Annotated in this window: 20 protein-coding genes; 9 read left to right on the top strand and 11 right to left on the bottom strand. The window is 53.8% G+C overall.

Annotation, left to right across the window (positions count from 1 at the left end; translation table 11 throughout):
- Positions 1 to 95: 95 nt before the first annotated feature.
- Positions 96 to 1,910 (bottom strand): sensor domain-containing phosphodiesterase, encoded by a 1,815-nt coding sequence (locus ACTU3N_RS22360; RefSeq protein ID WP_443088320.1) that lies wholly within the window; start codon positions 1,908 to 1,910, stop codon positions 96 to 98.
- A 32-nt stretch (positions 1,911 to 1,942) separates the two neighbouring features.
- Between ACTU3N_RS22360 and ACTU3N_RS22355 the strand changes: the two genes are divergently transcribed.
- Positions 1,943 to 2,167, top strand: coding sequence for a hypothetical protein (locus tag ACTU3N_RS22355; RefSeq protein ID WP_443088319.1), 225 nt, complete (start codon positions 1,943 to 1,945; stop codon positions 2,165 to 2,167).
- A 12-nt stretch (positions 2,168 to 2,179) separates the two neighbouring features.
- Here ACTU3N_RS22355 and ACTU3N_RS22350 read toward each other — a convergent pair whose 3' ends face one another.
- Both ACTU3N_RS22350 and ACTU3N_RS22345 read right to left on the bottom strand, forming a co-directional pair.
- Entirely contained in the window at positions 2,180 to 2,785 is a 606-nt protein-coding gene (locus tag ACTU3N_RS22350) for a GGDEF domain-containing protein (RefSeq protein WP_443088318.1), read from the bottom strand.
- Positions 2,745 to 3,209 carry a GAF domain-containing protein gene (locus ACTU3N_RS22345; protein WP_443088317.1) on the bottom strand — a complete coding sequence of 155 codons (465 nt, stop codon included), beginning with the start codon at positions 3,207 to 3,209 and terminating at the stop codon, positions 2,745 to 2,747. The genes ACTU3N_RS22350 and ACTU3N_RS22345 overlap by 41 nt, the downstream gene beginning before the upstream one ends.
- Before the next feature lie 313 nt (positions 3,210 to 3,522).
- On the opposite strand from ACTU3N_RS22345, the gene ACTU3N_RS22340 reads away from it, so the two are divergent.
- Both ACTU3N_RS22340 and ACTU3N_RS22335 read left to right on the top strand, forming a co-directional pair.
- A complete protein-coding gene (locus ACTU3N_RS22340) occupies positions 3,523 to 3,768 on the top strand; it encodes a putative hemolysin (RefSeq protein ID WP_443088316.1) in 246 nt (81 codons plus the stop codon).
- An 81-nt stretch (positions 3,769 to 3,849) separates the two neighbouring features.
- On the top strand, positions 3,850 to 4,155 hold the full coding sequence (locus ACTU3N_RS22335) for a hypothetical protein (RefSeq protein ID WP_443088315.1): 306 nt from the start codon (positions 3,850 to 3,852) through the stop codon (positions 4,153 to 4,155).
- Here ACTU3N_RS22335 and ACTU3N_RS22330 read toward each other — a convergent pair.
- Positions 4,152 to 4,499, bottom strand: coding sequence for a DUF488 domain-containing protein (locus ACTU3N_RS22330; protein WP_443088314.1), 348 nt, complete (start codon positions 4,497 to 4,499; stop codon positions 4,152 to 4,154). The genes ACTU3N_RS22335 and ACTU3N_RS22330 overlap by 4 nt on opposite strands.
- 160 nt (positions 4,500 to 4,659) lie before the next feature.
- Here ACTU3N_RS22330 and ACTU3N_RS22325 point away from each other — a divergent pair, with 160 nt between their 5' ends.
- The gene (locus tag ACTU3N_RS22325; protein ID WP_443088313.1) at positions 4,660 to 5,367 is read left to right on the top strand and encodes a CTP synthase C-terminal region-related (seleno)protein; all 708 of its coding nucleotides are present in this window, start codon (positions 4,660 to 4,662) and stop codon (positions 5,365 to 5,367) included.
- A gap of 36 nt (positions 5,368 to 5,403) precedes the next feature.
- Here ACTU3N_RS22325 and ACTU3N_RS22320 read toward each other — a convergent pair whose 3' ends face one another.
- Positions 5,404 to 6,588 carry a CynX/NimT family MFS transporter gene (locus ACTU3N_RS22320; protein WP_443088312.1) on the bottom strand — a complete coding sequence of 395 codons (1,185 nt, stop codon included), beginning with the start codon at positions 6,586 to 6,588 and terminating at the stop codon, positions 5,404 to 5,406.
- A gap of 99 nt (positions 6,589 to 6,687) precedes the next feature.
- Between ACTU3N_RS22320 and ACTU3N_RS22315 the strand changes: the two genes are divergently transcribed.
- A complete protein-coding gene (locus tag ACTU3N_RS22315; RefSeq protein ID WP_443088311.1) occupies positions 6,688 to 7,464 on the top strand; it encodes an AraC family transcriptional regulator in 777 nt (258 codons plus the stop codon).
- A gap of 15 nt (positions 7,465 to 7,479) precedes the next feature.
- Here ACTU3N_RS22315 and ACTU3N_RS22310 read toward each other — a convergent pair whose 3' ends face one another.
- The 4 genes from ACTU3N_RS22310 to yeaG all read right to left on the bottom strand — a co-directional run bounded on the left by ACTU3N_RS22310 (position 7,480) and on the right by yeaG (position 12,452).
- Complete coding sequence (locus ACTU3N_RS22310) at positions 7,480 to 7,926, bottom strand: DUF441 domain-containing protein (protein ID WP_443088310.1); 447 nt, start codon at positions 7,924 to 7,926, stop codon at positions 7,480 to 7,482.
- Between the two features lie 375 nt (positions 7,927 to 8,301).
- Positions 8,302 to 8,796 carry a YbaK/prolyl-tRNA synthetase associated domain-containing protein gene (locus ACTU3N_RS22305; protein WP_443088309.1) on the bottom strand — a complete coding sequence of 165 codons (495 nt, stop codon included), beginning with the start codon at positions 8,794 to 8,796 and terminating at the stop codon, positions 8,302 to 8,304.
- A 372-nt stretch (positions 8,797 to 9,168) separates the two neighbouring features.
- On the bottom strand, positions 9,169 to 10,452 hold the full coding sequence (locus tag ACTU3N_RS22300) for a YeaH/YhbH family protein (RefSeq protein ID WP_443088308.1): 1,284 nt from the start codon (positions 10,450 to 10,452) through the stop codon (positions 9,169 to 9,171).
- 65 nt (positions 10,453 to 10,517) lie between these two features.
- Positions 10,518 to 12,452 (bottom strand): protein kinase YeaG, encoded by a 1,935-nt coding sequence (yeaG, locus tag ACTU3N_RS22295; RefSeq protein ID WP_443088307.1) that lies wholly within the window; start codon positions 12,450 to 12,452, stop codon positions 10,518 to 10,520.
- A gap of 437 nt (positions 12,453 to 12,889) precedes the next feature.
- On the opposite strand from yeaG, the gene ACTU3N_RS22290 reads away from it, so the two are divergent.
- A complete protein-coding gene (locus ACTU3N_RS22290) occupies positions 12,890 to 13,636 on the top strand; it encodes a MipA/OmpV family protein (protein WP_443088306.1) in 747 nt (248 codons plus the stop codon).
- A gap of 258 nt (positions 13,637 to 13,894) precedes the next feature.
- The gene (locus ACTU3N_RS22285; RefSeq protein ID WP_443088305.1) at positions 13,895 to 14,746 is read left to right on the top strand and encodes an aldo/keto reductase; all 852 of its coding nucleotides are present in this window, start codon (positions 13,895 to 13,897) and stop codon (positions 14,744 to 14,746) included.
- Between the two features lie 35 nt (positions 14,747 to 14,781).
- On the opposite strand, the gene ACTU3N_RS22280 is transcribed toward ACTU3N_RS22285, so the two are convergent.
- Together ACTU3N_RS22280 and gapA are read right to left on the bottom strand one after the other, a co-directional pair.
- Complete coding sequence (locus ACTU3N_RS22280; RefSeq protein ID WP_443088304.1) at positions 14,782 to 15,666, bottom strand: D-hexose-6-phosphate mutarotase; 885 nt, start codon at positions 15,664 to 15,666, stop codon at positions 14,782 to 14,784.
- A 76-nt stretch (positions 15,667 to 15,742) separates the two neighbouring features.
- On the bottom strand, positions 15,743 to 16,738 hold the full coding sequence (gene gapA / locus ACTU3N_RS22275) for a glyceraldehyde-3-phosphate dehydrogenase (protein ID WP_443088303.1): 996 nt from the start codon (positions 16,736 to 16,738) through the stop codon (positions 15,743 to 15,745).
- A 341-nt stretch (positions 16,739 to 17,079) separates the two neighbouring features.
- Between gapA and msrB the strand changes: the two genes are divergently transcribed.
- Together msrB and ACTU3N_RS22265 are read left to right on the top strand one after the other, a co-directional pair.
- Positions 17,080 to 17,493, top strand: a complete 414-nt coding sequence (gene msrB / locus ACTU3N_RS22270; RefSeq protein ID WP_443088302.1) for a peptide-methionine (R)-S-oxide reductase MsrB — start codon at positions 17,080 to 17,082, stop codon at positions 17,491 to 17,493.
- A gap of 39 nt (positions 17,494 to 17,532) precedes the next feature.
- Positions 17,533 to 17,811, top strand: coding sequence for a YeaC family protein (locus tag ACTU3N_RS22265; protein WP_443088301.1), 279 nt, complete (start codon positions 17,533 to 17,535; stop codon positions 17,809 to 17,811).
- The last annotated feature ends 59 nt before the right edge of the window (positions 17,812 to 17,870 follow it).

Below are 17,870 nucleotides of genomic sequence, written 5' to 3'. Positions count from 1 at the left end.
AATTAATGAGAATAGGCTCATTGTGACATTTTCATGACATCGACTGGTTGCTGCTAATTCTGTCAGTCTGGCTAAAATATTTACGATGAAGAACTCTATTGGCGCTGTATGTCACCGAGTTTTGCCAGCAGGCGAAACGGCTTACTGTCGGCAAGCCATCCGGGGATATCATTCGGGGAGAGAGGGCGGGAGAAAAAATAGCCTTGCGCCTCATCGCAGCCATACGTTGCGAGCATGTGTGCGGTTTCACCATCTTCAACACCTTCTGCCAGCACCACATAGTCCAGCTCTTTAAGCATGGTGATAACGTTTCGCGCGATGATACGGCTTTCGGGATCGGTGGCGAGCTGGCTTACCAGCGAACGGTCGAGCTTAATAATATCAACAGGAATTCGGCGTAAATAGCTGATATTGCTGTAACCGGCCCCAAAATCATCGAGCAAGATAGTCAAACCCAGTTGCCTGAGGCGCGCCAGTTCCTTGAGCGCGGCGTCACTTTCCAGCACCTTTTCCGTCTCCAGGCACTCAACGCGGATATCGGCGGGAGCGAGTCCGGCACTGTTAATATGGGCAAACAGTTCATCAGCAAAGCCTGGGCGGGAGAAGTCGCTGACCGTCACATTAATAGACACCGGCAGCAGGATGCCACACTGCTGCCATTTTTTCTGTTGCGCAATCACCGTTGCGATCACCCACTGGGTAATATCGGCCATCAGCGAGGTTTTTTCTGCCAGTGTGACAATCACAGCCGGCGAAATATCCCCCAGCTGCGGATGTTTCCAGCGCAGCAGGGCTTCTGCGCCGACGGTCTTGCCGCTGGTGAGCGAAATCTTTGGCTGATAAGCAAGGCTGAGCTGATCGGCGGACTTGATAGCCTCGCTCAGGTCATACAGCAGCTTAAAGTCTTTATTCCGCTGGTGATCCAGCACAGGGTTGAACTGAAATACCGGTGTTTTCTGCCGGATGGCTTCATGTAAGGCGCTGATACCCTGGCGCACGACTTCCTGCGCGTTATCTTCCTGCGGCGTAAACTGCACTAAACCTGCGTGAATAGTAATGTTGATATCAATATCACCGGCAATTTTCGCATGGGTGCCGGGCAGTTTCTCCACTCGCCTGAGCAGCGCGAGCGCATAGTCGCTCTCCACCAGCACCGCATAACGCCCGGAAGCAAAGGCATACAACGTTGTGCCTGCTTTTAATTTCAGGCGCATCCTGAGTAAAGGGGTAAAGCTACGCAGCAGTTTTTCTACCGCCGCAAGACCGAGATAGCGCGATAATTCATAGGCACGCGGCATATCGATACAGTCAAAAATAATCAGACCCCAGGCGCCAGAGTCGTTTGCCAGAACCAGCTGCTGCATCTCTTTCATTAAAAATTGACGGTTTGGCAAACCGGTCAGCGCATCGACACGACCAACGGCGTAGCTGGTTTCTAAATAGAGCGTGGTGAGGTTTGCAATACGCTGAAAACTGGCAATTTGCTGCGCTGTGGGCAGAGAGGGTTCAGGGTGCGTGACGCATAGCGTACCGAGCACGATGCCCTCGGCGGTCATTAACGGTGCTGAAGCATAAAAATGAATATCGCCGCTTTTTACCAGCGGCTGATCATTAAATCGTTCATCAAGGCGAGTATCAGTACAAATAATCGTCTGGCCACTATTGCGTGAATATTGACACAGGGTTTGCTCAATGCGTATTTGCGTGTGGTTAACAGGGACGTTGTTAACATATTTTATATACTGATACTCTTCATCGAATGTGGTGATAAAACAGCCTTCGACACCCATGACCTGGCTTGCCAGGCAGGCAAACTCTGCCAGCGCGGTATCACGGGCGTCATCTTCTTTGCGCAGCATTTCCAGAGCAGCGAGCCGTCTGCTTTCGCTTTTCTTGAGACCCGTGAACATAGCAAGATCCCGACCAACTAAATGAGACAAGGGTGTTCTGCTCCGATGATGCCACCATTCGATTGCCTAAGTTTATACCTAAAAATAAAATCGCGACTTTACCACCAGCCGAATTGGGTTCCGGCAACGGCGACAATCGCGACAATCAGCATAATGATGGTGGTTTTTCTCACGAAAACTCCTCAACTGGCGCTAAACGCCAGAAATCAATTGTAGAAGAAATAAAACATAATAAGTTTTTGCTTAAACCTGCGTGACGCCCGTTACGTTTAATCCAGGCGGGAAAAGATTTTCTTCTCTTTACTGTTTTTAACCTGATATATCACTTCATCAGCGTAACGCAACGCGCCATCAGGATCGATGATATGCGGATTAATTTCAATAACCCCGACACTGGCTCCCGGATAATCGATACGGCAAGCGCCCAGGTTATACTCACCGCAAAGGCGGCTATTGAGGGTGTTTTGTAACGCTATCCGGTTTACGCCGTGCGGTTGTGAAAGCAGCCCGCCGGGGCTGGCAATCAGAAATTCGTCGCCGCCAAGCCGCCCGACGATATCATCCTTACCACGCTCCTGCGCCAGCCGACGGCCCACGTCGATAAGAAACCGATCGCCTGCCTCATGACCAAGCTGATCATTGATAACTTTAAAATTGTCCAAATCGATAAAAGCAATAATGACGTGAATGTCCAGGTGGCGGGCGAGGGAAAACAGCGTGGAAAGGTTATCAAAAATAGCGCGGCGATTGGGTAAGCCGGTCAGGGCATCGGTATAGGAATGGGTTATTAGCGCCGCATTCGCCTCGCGTAACTGATTGACCAGGTGCTCTTTCTCAATGTACTGGGCAATCAGCCCGGCAAACAGGCGCAGCACGTGCTGGCCGCGAAGGCTGAGCGGCTTTGACTCGGTACTGGCCGGCGCATAACGTGCCGTACAGCGAGCCGTCGGCAAGGTGGACCGGCGTGCTCAGATAGGTGGTGATCCCCAGCGCTTTCGCCGCTTTGCAATCCGGCCAGCGGCTGGCGACATCGTTGGAAAAGGCGCAGCCATCATCAAGCGCGCGCTTGCACAGGCTCTCGCCCCAGGGCACCGCGAAACCTTCCGGGATAGCTAGCTGTTTACTGTTGCGGGAATAAACAATGTGCTGCATCCGCGCGTCGTCATCGATTTGGGTCAGATAGGTAGACTCCATCTCTGTCACCGTCTCCAGCATTTCCAGAAGCTGGCGGACGAGGCTCTCCAGGGAGTGATCTTTGGCGAGGGTTTCAGAGACGCGGGCGAGGATGAAATCGGACATAAGCGGTTGCTCCTGTGCAGGGGCGTGATATTGCTGAAAAATTCGACTACGGGCTATTAAAACATGAAGCCAGAAAATTTGATATATCGTGGCGGGAGGATCACCAGGAATAGGCAGGCGAGCAAAAAAAAAGCCCCGTTGATGATGCGGGGCAAAAAACTCATTGATTACGGAATGATGTTCCCGGGTCATTGACGAGAACAGGGCAAACTATAGTGCTGAAAAATGCAGTAATGATGGAGAAACCGTGGAGATATCATAAACATGCGACTATGCTGAAAATCCTGTCCCTGTTACGATGAAGGAGAATCTGATGCGTTATTGCCTGTTACTGCTGCCGTTTGTGCTGGCGGCGTGTTCTTCTGCCAAACCTGATGCACCCAGGCCGCCTGAAATCGGCATGGCAAACCCGGCGGCAATCTATTGCCAGCAGCGGGGCGGTGAGCGAGTGCCGGTGCAAAGCCCACAGGGTGTACGCACCGAGTGCAAATTGCCCGGTGGCGAGGTTATCGATGAGTGGGAGCTGTGGCGTCGCGATCACCCGCGTTCCGGCTCGTGACAGTTAACGCAAAGCGCGGTAAACTTCTCTTTAGGATTTATCTTATGTTCTGTCGACGCGCAAGCGCATGTGAAGAGAAGTATGTTCCAGTTACGACCGGGCAGCCTGGCGATGATTATAGGCGCCCAAACCGCCAACGGGCGTCGCAATATCGGCAAATCCGTTGAATTATTCGGCCAGTTTCAGCCCGGAGAACGTTTTCTGAACCCGGTGAATGGCATCGTGACAGAGCTGCCCCGTAATACGGGCCGCGCGCTCTGGCTGGTGACCGGGGACGTCAGCGCTTTCGACGGGCAGCCAGGTTTTGCCTTTGTTCGCACTGAGCACCTGATGCCGTTACTGCCGGACAGCGAACCAGAGGCCGAGCGCGAGCGGGTCGCAGATTAAAGCGAGCTAAGCCACTCTGCCAGCACCCTGGCGTGGTTCTGCTCGGTGTTTTTGGCGGCATACAGCAGCGTGACGGTGCCTTTTTTACCGCGCGCTGCCAGCGCTTTGCCTGCTTCGGTTTGCAAAGCCAGCTCCTTGCAATAGCTGTCGCTGAACGCGGCAAAATCAATCACCTCGCCATGAAATGCTTTACGCAGCGCCGTTGACGGTGCGAGCGTTTTGCACCACTCGTCATAGTGCAGCGCGCTTTTTTTGATACCACGCGGCCAGAGCCGGTCAACCAGCACCCGGTAGCCATCATCCGCGGCTGGCGCGTCATACACACGTTTGCATTGAATAGTCATCCTTTCTCCTTGTCTTCGCCCCTGGTCGGCCATTATAGATAACTCGCCGCGCGGTAATAAAACACCTGCTCATTTTAAGGTGTTGTGATTACTGTAAAAGACAGATAGTGTGATATTCCTTATGTTATCTGTTATTTGCCCAGGTCATAAGGACTCGTTCATGCAGCATATCCCTTTGAAAACAACACTTCGAATTGCGCTTGTTGGCGATTATAACCACGACATTGCCGCACACCAGGCTATCCCGCTGGCGATTGATGACGCGGCGGCGGTACTTGAGGTCACCGCGGATTACGACTGGCTGGCGACAGAAGAGATAGACAGCGCAGAAGATCTTGTGGGTTACGATGCCATCTGGGTAGTGCCCGGAAGCCCCTACAAAAACGCGCGCGGCGCATTTATTGCTATCCAGTACGCGCGGGAAAACGCGGTGCCGTTTCTCGGTACCTGCGGCGGGTTTCAGCATGCTGTAATCGAATACGCCCGTCATGTGCTGGGCCGCGAAGAGGCGGCGCATGCCGAAACGGACCCGGCAGGGGAAATGGTTATCTCGGCGCTTAGCTGCGCGCTGGTAGACAAAGCAGGCACGGTGGAGCTGCGCCCTCATACGCTGATTGCCAAAGCTTACGGTAAAGAGACTATCGAAGAGACGTATCGCTGCAGTTATGGCGTGTCGCCTGCATTTGCTCATGAACTGGAGCACGGCGATTTGCGGGTGACGGGCTGGGACGAAGAGGGGGAAATTCGTGCTGTCGAACTGGTCACGCACCCGTTTTTTGTCGCCACGCTCTTCCAGCACGAGCGCAATGCGCTCCAGGGGCGCCCGGTTCCGCTGGTTCAGGCGATGCTGCGCGCAGCGGAAGCATAATCTACCGCCCGGTTGCATGCGCCGCCGGGCATCTTTCTACTCTGCAATCTCCCGCTCACGGCCAGCACACGCGCCGCACAGCGCCATCACCACGGACAACATCGCGCACACCAGCAGTGGGATATGCCAGTCGCCGCTGGCATCGTGGATTTTCCCCATCAGCGGCGGGCCGCTGGCGGCCAGCAGATACCCGACAGATTGCGCCATGCCGGAAAGGGCAGCGGCCTGATGCGCGGAACGGGTGCGCAGGCCGATAAAGGTCAGGCCGAGGATCATGGTCGCGCCGGAGCCAAAACCGAACACAATTGTCCAGAGCGCAGCGTAGTGCGGCAGTAGCCACAGGCCGAGCGCTCCTGCAGCGCAACATAGCGAAACGAGCACGGCGATCCCGCGCTGGTCTTTCAGGCGATGCAGTACCAGCGGGATCAGCAAGCCGGGCGCGGCGGTCGCCAGTTGTAAAATACCGTGCAGCGAACCTGCCTGCGCTTCACTGTAGCCCAGGGCAATCAGGATCGAAGGCAGCCAGCCGATCACGATGTAATAAATTAACGAGTTGATACCCAAAAACAGAGTGACTTGCCAGGCGAGCGCTGAGCGCCAGATGCCCCGGTTATGCAGCGCGGGCGAGCTGCCGATATTGGCAGGCACGCCGGAGCGTAACTGTACCAGCCACAGCAGCAGCGCGCACAACGGAAACACCATCAGCATCAGCAATGCGCCGTGCCAGCCCGCGCCGCTTTGCGCCAGCGGAACAATGGCCGCAGAACCCAGCGCCGCCGCCGCGCCCATCGTCAAAGAGTAAGCGCCCGTTAATTTCGCCACATGACCGGCAAAATCACGCTTAAGCATTCCTGGCAACAATACGTTGCCCACAGCGATACCACAGCCAATTATCGCGGTACCGATAAACAGCAACGAAGCCGAGGGCAGGGAGCGGATGGCGATGCCCAGGCAAATCAGCACCATCGCAGCGCCCAGGCTGCGCTCCATGCCGAAGCGGCGCGCAACACCTGCGGCGAGGGGTGAGATCAGGGCGAAAGCTAAAAGCGGCAGCGTGGTCAGCAAACCGGTTTGCGCGGTGGTTAAACCATATTCAGCGCGAATAGCATCAAGCAGCGGGGCGGCACCGGTAAAGGTCACGCGCAGCGTAGTGGCAATCATCAGGATCCCGGCAATCAGCAGTATCCGGTGTTGGCCACGGGAAGTCAGGCGAGGGGTCATTGGCGTCTCATCATAAATAACAAGCCGTTAGCTTACCGATTTTTATTGATGCTGGAATCAAGCTAAAATGACAGTTTATCGCTAAATGCGGACAAATTTATGCACGGTCTTGGGTTAGAGGGATACGATCCGGATAGCCAGCAGGAAGCGGCGGTGGCGTTTAGCATCACCGTCGAAAGGGGTGAGCAGCGTATCGCTGAGCATCGTCACCGTAAAGGGCAGCTCATTCTCGCCCTGAAAGGGGCAATCACTTGCGAGGTGGAAAATGCGCGCTGGATGGTGCCGCCGCACCACGCTATGTGGCTGCCGGGGCTTGTGCCGCACAGCAACCGCGCGACTGAAAACGCCGCGCTCTATTTCTTATTTGTTGAGCCCTGGGCGGTGGTCATGCCGGACTATTGCTGCACGCTGAAAATATCGCCGCTGGTGCGTGAGCTGATAGTCACGCTCGCCGCGCGTTCTCCGTCAGAGCGGCGCACGCCCGCCTCCCGGCGTCTTACTCAGGTGCTGTTTGATGAACTTCCCGACCAGCCGCAAATGCACTTGCAGCTACCGGTATCGGCGCACCCGAAAATACGCCAGATGGTTGAGAGCATGGAGAATTCGCCGCAAGCCCGGCAAACGCTGGGGCAGTGGGCGCAGGTGTTTGCAATGAGCGAACGGAATCTGGCGCGGCTGGTGGTCAGGGAGACAGGACTGAGTTTTCGCCGCTGGCGCGCGCAGATGCAGCTCATCCTCGCACTGCGCTTGCTGATTAGCGGGCACTCGGTTCAGCACATAGCCCAGGCGCTGGGGTATGACTCCACCACCGCTTTTATCACGATGTTTAAAAAAGGTCTGGGTCAGACGCCGGGGCGCTATCTCAGCAGTTTGTGAATGCGTTATTGACCTTTACTGGCGGCCAATAAGCAGCGATACCAGCCCGGCTGCAATCAGCGGCCCGACCGGCACGCCCCGGAACAGCGCCACGCCGAGCACGGTCCCGACCAGTAAACCGGCGACCAGCGACGGCTGCGAACTCATCAGCGCCACGCCGCGCCCGCCAAGCCACGAGACAAACACCCCAACGGCGATAGCCACCAGCGATTTCCAGTTCATAAACGCGTGCAGCAGCGTGGAGGAGGGCAGCGTGCCGCTGGCGATGGGGGCCATAACACCGATGGTAAGAATAATGATGCCAAGCGTCAGCCCCTGTTTCTCGATCCACGGGAAAAAGGTATTCAGCGGAGTGATGCGTACAATAATTAACACCAGGATCGACACGGCGACCGTGGTGTTATGGCTGACAAACCCGAGCGCGGCCAGCGCAAGCAAAATAAACAGCGTGATATCAAACATGCCATACTTCCTTGCCAGAATTTACACTTGCTTACTCTACCCGCAATAGCAAATCACATCAGCGGTTTTTCACAAGCCTGATGATTTTCAGGCAGTTGCCCGATTCTCGCGATTCTTATTCACGGAAAGTCCGTCAAATTGTCATGTTTTGTTCATAGCGCTGGCTTATGAATGTTGCATCGTCAGGTTAAAAAACAGGCAACGCGAGGTAACAATCATGTTCTCAGATGCGTTTATTATCACAACACTGTTTCTGATGCTGGCAGCCGGGCTGGTGCTTTCGGTGCTGGTGCTGGAAAGAACGCAGTGGTAAGCATCGCCGCCCGGCCACCTGCAAAAGCGGCGCGCCTGAAAAGTGTCCGCTTTTTCGTGTGATTACTGGCGGTGGAAATCCACCAGCACCGGCTGCGCGATGCGCAAATAGTCGCCGGTATTCATAATAATGGATTTTTCCAGCAGCCCGGCGTTGAAGGCAATATCGTCAAAGCGCTGGAACAAAAGCGGGTCGGCAACAAGCGTCAGCGCCGGGTGAAAACTAAACGGCGGAATGGCGCCGAACACACAGGCGGTCAGCTCACCGACTTCGGCGGGGCTGGCAAGCGAGGCTTTAAGCCCACCGAAATGGCTTGCCAGGCGGGCGAGGTCGGCTTGCAGATCGGCGCCAAGAATGGCGAGCACGTGTTTTTTCACCCCATTGCCTTTGATTTTGCACACCAGCGCTTTTGCGCCCTGGCCAAGATGTGTGCCGCGAATTTCACTGACCGCTTCACATTTGCCAACGGCTTCATGTTCCACGACGAGAAAGCGGGCATTGTGCTGTGTCAGCAGGGTAATCAGTTGCTGGTGGATATTGCGGCTGGCTATAGACATGATCGCTCCGGATAACCATAGAGGCTATTTAGCATAATCCAGTGCGAGGGGGATGAAAATAAAAATGCCGCCTGACAGAGGCGGCGAAAAAATACAAGCACTACAAACAACGCTTTTTTGTGTGTACTGTTTATTTCTTTTCAAAAGTAGCAGTTATCGCTACCAGGCTCATTTTCTTCACCGAAGTGAAGCGAGCTGAAATGCACTGACGCAAACCGTATCCTGCTTGCCGTGCCACAAGTTTCTATGGGGTTAATGTGCCATATTTTGTGCCGGGCAAGGCGGGAAATAGCTGCTATTTTATACCGCAATTCAGCCATTAGATAAGTGAGGAAAAAAAGCCGGAACGCTGTGGTTCCGGCCGGGTGGGCATTAACTGGCGGAGGAGGTGGTTTGCTTATGGAACAGTTCGCGAAATACCGGGTAAATATCTTCCTGGTCGCGAATATGTTGAATAGCAAAGTTATCAAACAGGGTTTGCAGGTGCTCGTACTCCCGCCACAAGGTCTGGTGCGCGCGGCGGGTTATCTCGATATAGCTGTAGTAACGCACCACCGGCAAAATATTCTTCGCCAGCAGCTCATGGCACAGCGGCGAGTCGTCCGCCCAGTTGTCGCCATCTGACGCCTGCGCGGCGTAGATATTCCACTGCGCCGGGTCGTAGCGGTCTTTTACCACTTCATCCATTAATTTCAGCGCGCTGGAAACAATCGTACCGCCGGTCTCCTGCGAGTAGAAAAACTCGTGCTCATCCACCTCTTTGGCCTGTGTATGATGGCGAATATAGACCACTTCAACGTTTTTATAGGTTCGGCTCAGGAAGAGATAGAGCAGAATATAAAAGCGTTTAGCCATATCTTTCGTCGACTGATCCATCGAACCGGAGACGTCCATCAGGCAAAACATGACTGCCTGGCTGGATGGCTCAGGGCGTTTCTCGTAATTTTTGTAGCGTAAATCAAAGGTGTCGATAAACGGCACGCGTTCGATTTTGGCGCGCAGCTCGGCAATCTCTCTGCGCAGTCGCTCCTCTTCAAGTAGCTGGGCGGGTTCGCTTTTGGCGACAATCTCCAGGCTCTCCTCCAGCTCGCGCAGCTCACGGCGCTTGCCCGCGGTCATCGCCGTGCGGCGGGCCAGCGAATTTTGTAGCGAACGTACTACGCTGATATTGGCCGGTACGCCGTTTGAGGTAAATCCTGCGCGATGTGTTTTAAATTCATTGAGCTGCCGTTGCTGATTTTTCTTCAGGTTTGGCAGCGCCAGGTCTTCAAACAGCAAATCGAGATACTCATCTTTGGAAATCTGGAAAACGAACTCATCCTGGCCTTCGCCGTCAGGGCTGGCTTCGCCCTGACCACTACCGGAACCGCCACCGCCACCCTGAGGACGCTCGATGCGGTCATTTTGCACAAAATGGTCGTTTCCCGGATGCACGCGATTGCGCAGGCCGCCGCGTCCCTGATGAAACATCGGTTCGCTGATATCCTCCGTTGGGATGGAGACGGACTCACCGTTCTCCACGTCGGTCACCGAACGTTTATTGATAGCTTCGGAAATCGACTGTTTTATTTGCGCTTTATAACGGCGTAAAAAGCGCTGGCGGTTAACCGTGCTTTTATTTTTGCCGTTCAGACGCCGGTCAATAAACCAGGTCATAGTCCCTCCCGCTGCGTATGCCAACTTTGCCGTCAGACCGCGCAATCAGCGCGGCCTGCGGGTTGTTATGATGATTTACGTACACGCAGATACCATTCGCACAGCAGGCGAACTTGTTTGCGGGTGTAACCTTTCTCCATCATACGGTCGACAAAATCGTCATGCTTTTTCTGCTCGTCGGTTGAGGTCTTGGCGTTAAAAGAGATAACCGGCAGCAGCTCTTCGGTATTAGAGAACATTTTCTTCTCGATAACCGTGCGCAGTTTTTCATAACTGGTCCAGTTCGGGTTGCGGCCATTGTTATTGGCGCGGGCGCGCAGCACGAAATTGACTATCTCGTTACGGAAATCTTTCGGGTTACTGATCCCGGCCGGTTTCTCGATTTTTTCCAGTTCCGCGTTTAAAGATTCCCGGTCAAACAGTTGTCCGGTATCCGGGTCGCGGTACTCCTGATCCTGAATCCAGAAATCCGCATAGGTGACATAACGGTCAAAAATGTTTTGCCCGTATTCCGAGTAGGATTCGAGATAGGCGGTCTGGATCTCTTTACCGATAAATTCGGCGTATTTCGGGATCAAGTAGCCTTTCAGGAACTCCAGGTAACGTTCGGCCAGCTCTTGCGGGAACTGCTCGCGCTCGATTTGCTGCTCAAGAACATAGAACAGATGCACCGGGTTCGCGGCGACTTCAGCATGGTCAAAGTTGAACACGCGCGAGAGGATTTTAAAGGCAAAACGCGTCGACAGACCGTTCATCCCTTCATCCACCCCGGCGTAATCACGATACTCCTGATAGGATTTCGCTTTCGGATCGGTATCCTTAAGACTCTCACCGTCATACACGCGCATTTTTGAGTAGACGCTGGAGTTTTCCGGCTCTTTCAGGCGCGAGAGGATAGAAAAACGTGCCAGGGTTTCGAGCGTGCCGGGCGCACACGGCGCATGGGACAGCTCGCTATGGTTAAGCAGTTTTTCGTAGATTTTCATCTCTTCTGAGATGCGCAGGCAGTAAGGCACCTTGACGATGTAAACACGGTCGAGGAACGCTTCGTTGTTTTTATTGTTACGGAACTGTACCCATTCCGACTCGTTCGAGTGGGCAAGGATGATGCCGTTAAAGGGCAGGGCGGAAATCCCCTCCGTGCCGTTATAGTTCCCCTCCTGGGTGGCGGTCAGCAGAGGGTGCAGCACCTTAATCGGCGCTTTAAACATTTCGACGAACTCCATAATGCCCTGGTTGGCGCGGCACAGCGCGCCGGAATAGCCATAGGCATCAGGATCGTTTTGCGCGTGGTTTTCCAGTTTACGGATATCCACCTTACCGACCAGCGCGGAGATATCCTGGTTGTTCTCATCGCCCGGCTCGGTCTTGGCAATGGCGATTTGCTGCAAAATAGATGGCCAGACTTTCACCACGCGGAACTGAGTAATATCCCCGCCGAATTCGTGCAGGCGTTTTGCCGCCCACGGCGACATAATGGTGCCAAGATAGCGGCGCGGCACGTTGTACTCTTTTTCCAGAATCTGCGCATCTTCCTGCGGATTAAACAGGCACAACGGGTGATCGTTGACCGGACTGCGTTCGCCGTTGGCGCTCAGCACATAAATAGGCACCCGCTGCATTAACGATTTCAGTCTTTCAGCAAGGGACGATTTACCGCCGCCGACCGGGCCGAGCAAATAAAGGATCTGTTTCTTCTCTTCCAGCCCTTGCGCGGCATGTTTCAGGTAAGAAACGATTTGCTCGATAGCCTCTTCCATTCCATAAAACTCTTCAAACGCCGGGTAGCGTCCGATAACCCGGTTCGAAAAGAGACGGGAGAGCCGTGGCTCCTGGGCAGTATCCACCATCACTGGTTCACCAATGGCCATCAATAGCCGTTCTGCCGCATTAGCATAGGCACTGCGATCCTGCTTACAGACAGCAAGAAACTCCTGCAGTGTGAACTCTTCGTCCTTGGCAGCTTCATAGCGCTGGCGATAGTGATCGAATATATTCATGGCATGCCGTCCTTTCGTTTTTTAGCACAGGTAACAGAGCCGTTCATATGAATAGTAGAGGCTCCCGGAAGCGTCGCTCGAACCTCGCCAGGCGCTAAGCTTGCAGTGCAATGCTTATGCCAGGGTGTGTGTTGTTAACAAATTGCGTGTTCGAAAAATCGTCTTCTTAAATTAAGCGTAGATGGCTTTGCAAATCTTGCATGCTGCCAAAAAGCAATTTCAATGGCATATCAATAACTCATCCAAAAAAGGTTGCTTTTCAGATAAGCATCAATCGGCGCTATCTTTTAGTGGTCATATAATTGCAAGCAGCCTGTCATCAGGCTGACGCATGCTAATGCGTTAGTTTTGTAATGATTAGGAAAAATATTTGGGATGGCAGCTGAGGACAGGTACACTTCTCTCGCCAATTATTTGACTACAGGAAAGAAAGGACTGTGACCAAATTCAAACTCCTGGCACTGAGCGTGCTGACTGCAACTTGCGCTTTTGCAGTAAATGCTGAAGACACTTTTTCTCTGGGCGCTGGCGTCGGTGTGGCAGAAACGCCTTATAAGCAGTACGACAACAAAGCTGTCCCGGTTCCGGTCATCACTTACGAAAGCGATAACTTCTGGTTTCGCGGTCTGGGCGGTGGTTATTACCTGTGGAATGACGATGTGGACAAGCTGTCTGTCACGGCTTTCTATTTCCCCTGGGAATTCAAACCGAAAGACAGCGACGATAACGCATTACGTCAGCTGAGCAAACGCCACAGCTCAATGATGGCAGGGCTTTCCTACATTCATAACACGCAGTACGGTTTCCTGCGCACGACCCTCGCGGGCGATGTGCTGGATAACAGCAACGGCGTGCTGTGGGATCTGGCCTGGTTGTACCGCTACACCAACGGCGCGCTGACCTTAACGCCGGGCATCGGTGTTGAGTGGTCGAGCGAAAACCTCAACGATTACTACTACGGCGTTTCTCGTTCTGAATCGCGCCGCAGCGGTCTGAACAGCTACAATCCGGATGATGACTGGAGCCCGTATCTTGAGCTGACCGCGAGCTACCGTCTGAATGATAACTGGAGCGTATACGGCAGCGGGCGCTACAGCCATCTGTCTGATGAAGTCAAAGACAGCCCGATGGTGGATAAATCCTGGGCCGGTCTGCTGTCTGCCGGTGTGACCTACCGCTTCTGATTGCGCTCGTTAAGTGGCGCGCGTGTTTGCGCTGCGCTTCATAACGCCACAGGCCTGTAATGCGCAGGCTTGTGGCGTTTTTATTTACTGATTGACCTGACTCTCCCCGTTACATAAGTACAACCAATCCCGCCGGGCGCAATAGATTGTTACGCCGACTAAAATTTTAAGCATATTGCGATGTCGATCTGTGCAACGCAACAAGGCCAGCGGCTCTGCTTTGTTCTACCCTAAAAATATTTATCTTCGGAGGATGATATGAAGAACGTGTTTTTTTCCGGGCAGGCAGCGCTCCCCGCCATTGGGCAGGGGACATGGTATATGGGCGAAGAGGCGCATATGCGCGCCAAAGAGGTGGATGCTCTGCGCGCAGGCATTGATTGCGGGCTGACGCTGATTGATACCGCAGAAATGTATGCAGATGGCGGGGCTGAAGAGGTGGTCGGCGAGGCGTTGCGGGGCGGTTTGCGCGACAAAGTTTTTCTGGTCTCAAAAGTCTACCCGTGGAATGCAGGCGGCAAAAAAGCGATCGCGGCCTGTGAAGCAAGCCTGCGCCGCCTGCGCACCGATGTGCTTGACCTCTATTTATTGCACTGGAAAGGCAATTATTCGCTGGAGGAGACGGTCGCGGCGATGGAGACACTGATCCGCCAGGGCAAAATCCGCCGCTGGGGAGTTTCTAACCTTGATTACGATGATATGCAGGCGCTAATGAGCGTGGATGGCGGGCAGGCCTGCGCCACCAATCAGGTGCTGTATCATCTCGGCTCGCGGGGGATCGAGTTTGATTTGCTGCCGTGGTGCCAGCAACAGGCGATGCCGGTGATGGCCTATTGTCCGCTGGCTCAGGCCGGTCGCCTGCGCCGGGGGCTACTGGAAAACAACGTGGTGCAGGATATCGCCTGGAACCACAAGGTCACGGCGGCGCAGATCCTGCTGGCCTGGGTGATTAGTCATCAGGGCGTGATGGCTATTCCGAAAGCCTCCAGCGTGGCACATGTAAAGGAAAATGCGGCGGCGCTGGGGATTGCGCTCAGTAGCGAAGATCTGACGCGGCTGGATGCGGCTTTTCCGGCACCGAAGGCGAAAACGCCGCTTGATATGGTGTAAAGGCTAAACCCTCTCCCAAAAGGAGAGGGTTACGTTTAGCGTTTCACGACGCGCAGCGTTTGCGCCAGGCGGGACGGTTTCTCGTCGGTGGTCTTTTGCGGGACGGTCACGCAGGCGGTTTCCACACAGACAAAGGTTTTGTAACCGTCGTCCGGCATATCCGCCATGCTGACGGAGAGCGCCGGGCCGGGGTTCCAGCCCACCACGTTGCTGTGATGCTGGTGAATAACCTCAATGGCGCGGTTCAGGGCACTGTCGTGGATCAGGCTGCACGCTTCCGGGTTCAGATATACGCGGTCGGTACGATCCGGGAAAGTCTGCACGCCATCGGTGAGCGCATCTTCTTTCGCATCATTAACCTTATCAATAAAGCGATCGCCGAGGCCGCTGACCTTGACCTTGCTGATATCGCCGACATTGAAATAGGTGTGCAGCGCGGCGGTCGTTTCAAACTCGCCATGGGCTTCCAGCTCAATTTCGCAGGTCGCGCCCAGTCGGTAGCGCGCTAACAGCGTGAAATCATGCGGCCAGTACTGACGTGTGGCCTCGCTGCTTTGCAATTCAAAGGTCAGCACCACGCCGCTGTCGTCTTCATTATGCGCCTGCAATGTCCAGGGCAGATTACGCGCAAAACCGTGCGCGGGCAGGCCTTGCTCTTTCGCCGGGCCGAACCACGGCCAGCAAACCGGCACGCCGCCGCGCAGTGCGACGCCTTCTTTAAACGGGGTGTTGTTGCTTAACCATAAAACCTCCTCTTCACCCTGCGGTTTCCAGGAGAGCAGATGCGCGCCCTGCAACGAGACGGATGCTTTAACCTGCGGATGATCAACAACAATCAGATCCAGCTCATCCATTTTGCGCAGCGAAAGGGTGGAGGTAATTTGTTCGACTACCGGAAGTGCAAAAATTTTATTTATCATTAACGCAATCCTCTGTCTTCAAAGCAAAAAAAAGAGCGACCGAAGTCGCCCTTGTTGATCAGTCACTCATCTCAGCTTATTTAGAGATGTGAGCGATCAGGTCCAGAACTTTGTTGGAGTAGCCGGTTTCGTTGTCGTACCAGGAAACCAGTTTCACAAAGTTGTCGTTCAGTGCGATACCTGCTTTAGCATCGAACACGGAAGTGCACACTTCGCCGTTGAAATCGGTAGAAACAACGTCGTCTTCGGTGTAACCCAGAACGCCTTTCATATCGCCTTCAGAGGCTTTCTTGATGGCTGCTTTGATCTGCTCGTAGGTCGCCGCTTTTTCCAGGCGAACGGTCAGGTCAACAACAGATACGTTCGGAGTCGGTACGCGGAACGCCATGCCGGTCAGTTTGCCGTTCAGTTCCGGCAGCACTTTACCTACTGCTTTAGCAGCGCCGGTAGAGGACGGGATGATGTTCTGAGCCGCGCCACGGCCGCCGCGCCAGTCTTTGTGAGACGGGCCGTCAACGGTTTTCTGAGTCGCGGTGGTTGCGTGAACGGTGGTCATCAGACCTTCGATGATGCCGAAGTTGTCGTTGATAACTTTAGCCAGTGGAGCCAGGCAGTTGGTGGTGCAGGATGCGTTGGAAACGATGTCCTGGCCTGCGTATTTGTCAAAGTTAGCACCGCGAACGAACATCGGGGTGTTGTCTTTGGACGGACCGGTCAGAACCACTTTTTTCGCGCCAGCGGTGATATGTTTACGCGCGGTTTCGTCGGTCAGGAAGATACCGGTTGCTTCTGCAACAACGTCAACACCTACTTCATCCCACTTCAGGTTAGCCGGGTCTCTTTCAGCGGTAACGCGGATTTTTTTACCATTCACGATCAGGTGGCCATCCTGCACTTCAACGGTACCGTCAAAACGACCGTGAGTGGAGTCATACTTCAGCATGTAAGCCATGTAGTCAGCGTCTAACAGGTCGTTGATTGCAACGATCTCGATGTCAGAACGTTTCTGAGCAGCACGGAAAACAATGCGACCGATACGGCCAAAACCGTTGATACCTACTTTGATAGTCATATATTCCACCAGCTATTTGTTAGTGAATAAAAGGTTGGCTGTAAAATTACAAAAACCTTACGCAGCGTCAAGCGGAATCGTGTCAATCATTGCGACAAATCAATCCTCCGCATAACCTTTGTTCGACTGACTCGCCTCACTCTTCCTTTGAGCATCCTCCCCCTTATGGGGACGCCGTTTGGGATTTTAAAGAGCGGACAAGATAAAAATGTGAAATGTCTCACAATTCCCTGGCCGCTTTAACACAACCGATAAGTTTAGAACAAAAGTTAGCACTTCAGTGTTAATGTTTTGTTAGAATCGACGGTAAAAGCGCTATTTTGACTGTGGGAGATGAGCATATGTCGAACAATTCCTCCGACGATTTAGAGAAAAAAGGCCTCACGGAGATGCAGTTTTACGTGACGCAAAATCACGGCACCGAGCCGCCTTTTACCGGGCGTCTGCTGCATAACAAACGCGACGGTGTTTACCATTGCCTGGTGTGCGATGCGCCGCTGTTTAATTCACAAACGAAATACGAATCCGGCTGCGGCTGGCCAAGCTTTTTCGAGCCGCTCAGCGAAGAGGCTATCCGCTATCTGACCGATTATTCACACGGTATGAAGCGCGTGGAAATTCGTTGCGGCAAGTGCGATGCGCATCTCGGCCATGTTTTCCCCGACGGCCCGCAGCCAACGGGCGAGCGCTACTGCGTTAATTCGGCCTCGCTGAGCTTTACCGACGATGAAAACGGTGACCAGACGCGCGGCTGAAAAATCGATTCAGCTATTATTCCTTCGGAGTTAAACAAGATGAACCTCGATCAAATCGTTAACAGCATGACGCCGGAGATTTACCAGCGTCTGGTGACTGCCGTCGAATTAGGAAAATGGCCAGATGGCGTAGCGTTGACGCCGGAGCAAAAAGAGAACAGTTTGCAGCTGGTGATGATGTGGCAGGCGCGCCATAACACCCAGGCGCAGCACATGACCATCGATACCGCCGGGCAGATGGTGATGAAAAGTAAGCAGCAACTAAAAGAGGATTTTGGCATCGCGCCAAAACCGATTGCGACGCTGAAAATGCAGTGACGGCTTGCGGGCCGCTCAAGCTTAAACCTAAGCGGCAGGGCAAAGCTGCCCTACTCGCG

This window comes from Vagococcus sp. WN89Y (genome assembly GCF_052220145.1).
Classification (GTDB): domain Bacteria; phylum Pseudomonadota; class Gammaproteobacteria; order Enterobacterales; family Enterobacteriaceae; genus Kosakonia.
Note: the sequence above shows the minus strand (reverse complement) of the source record. Positions and strands in the feature narration are given on the sequence as shown.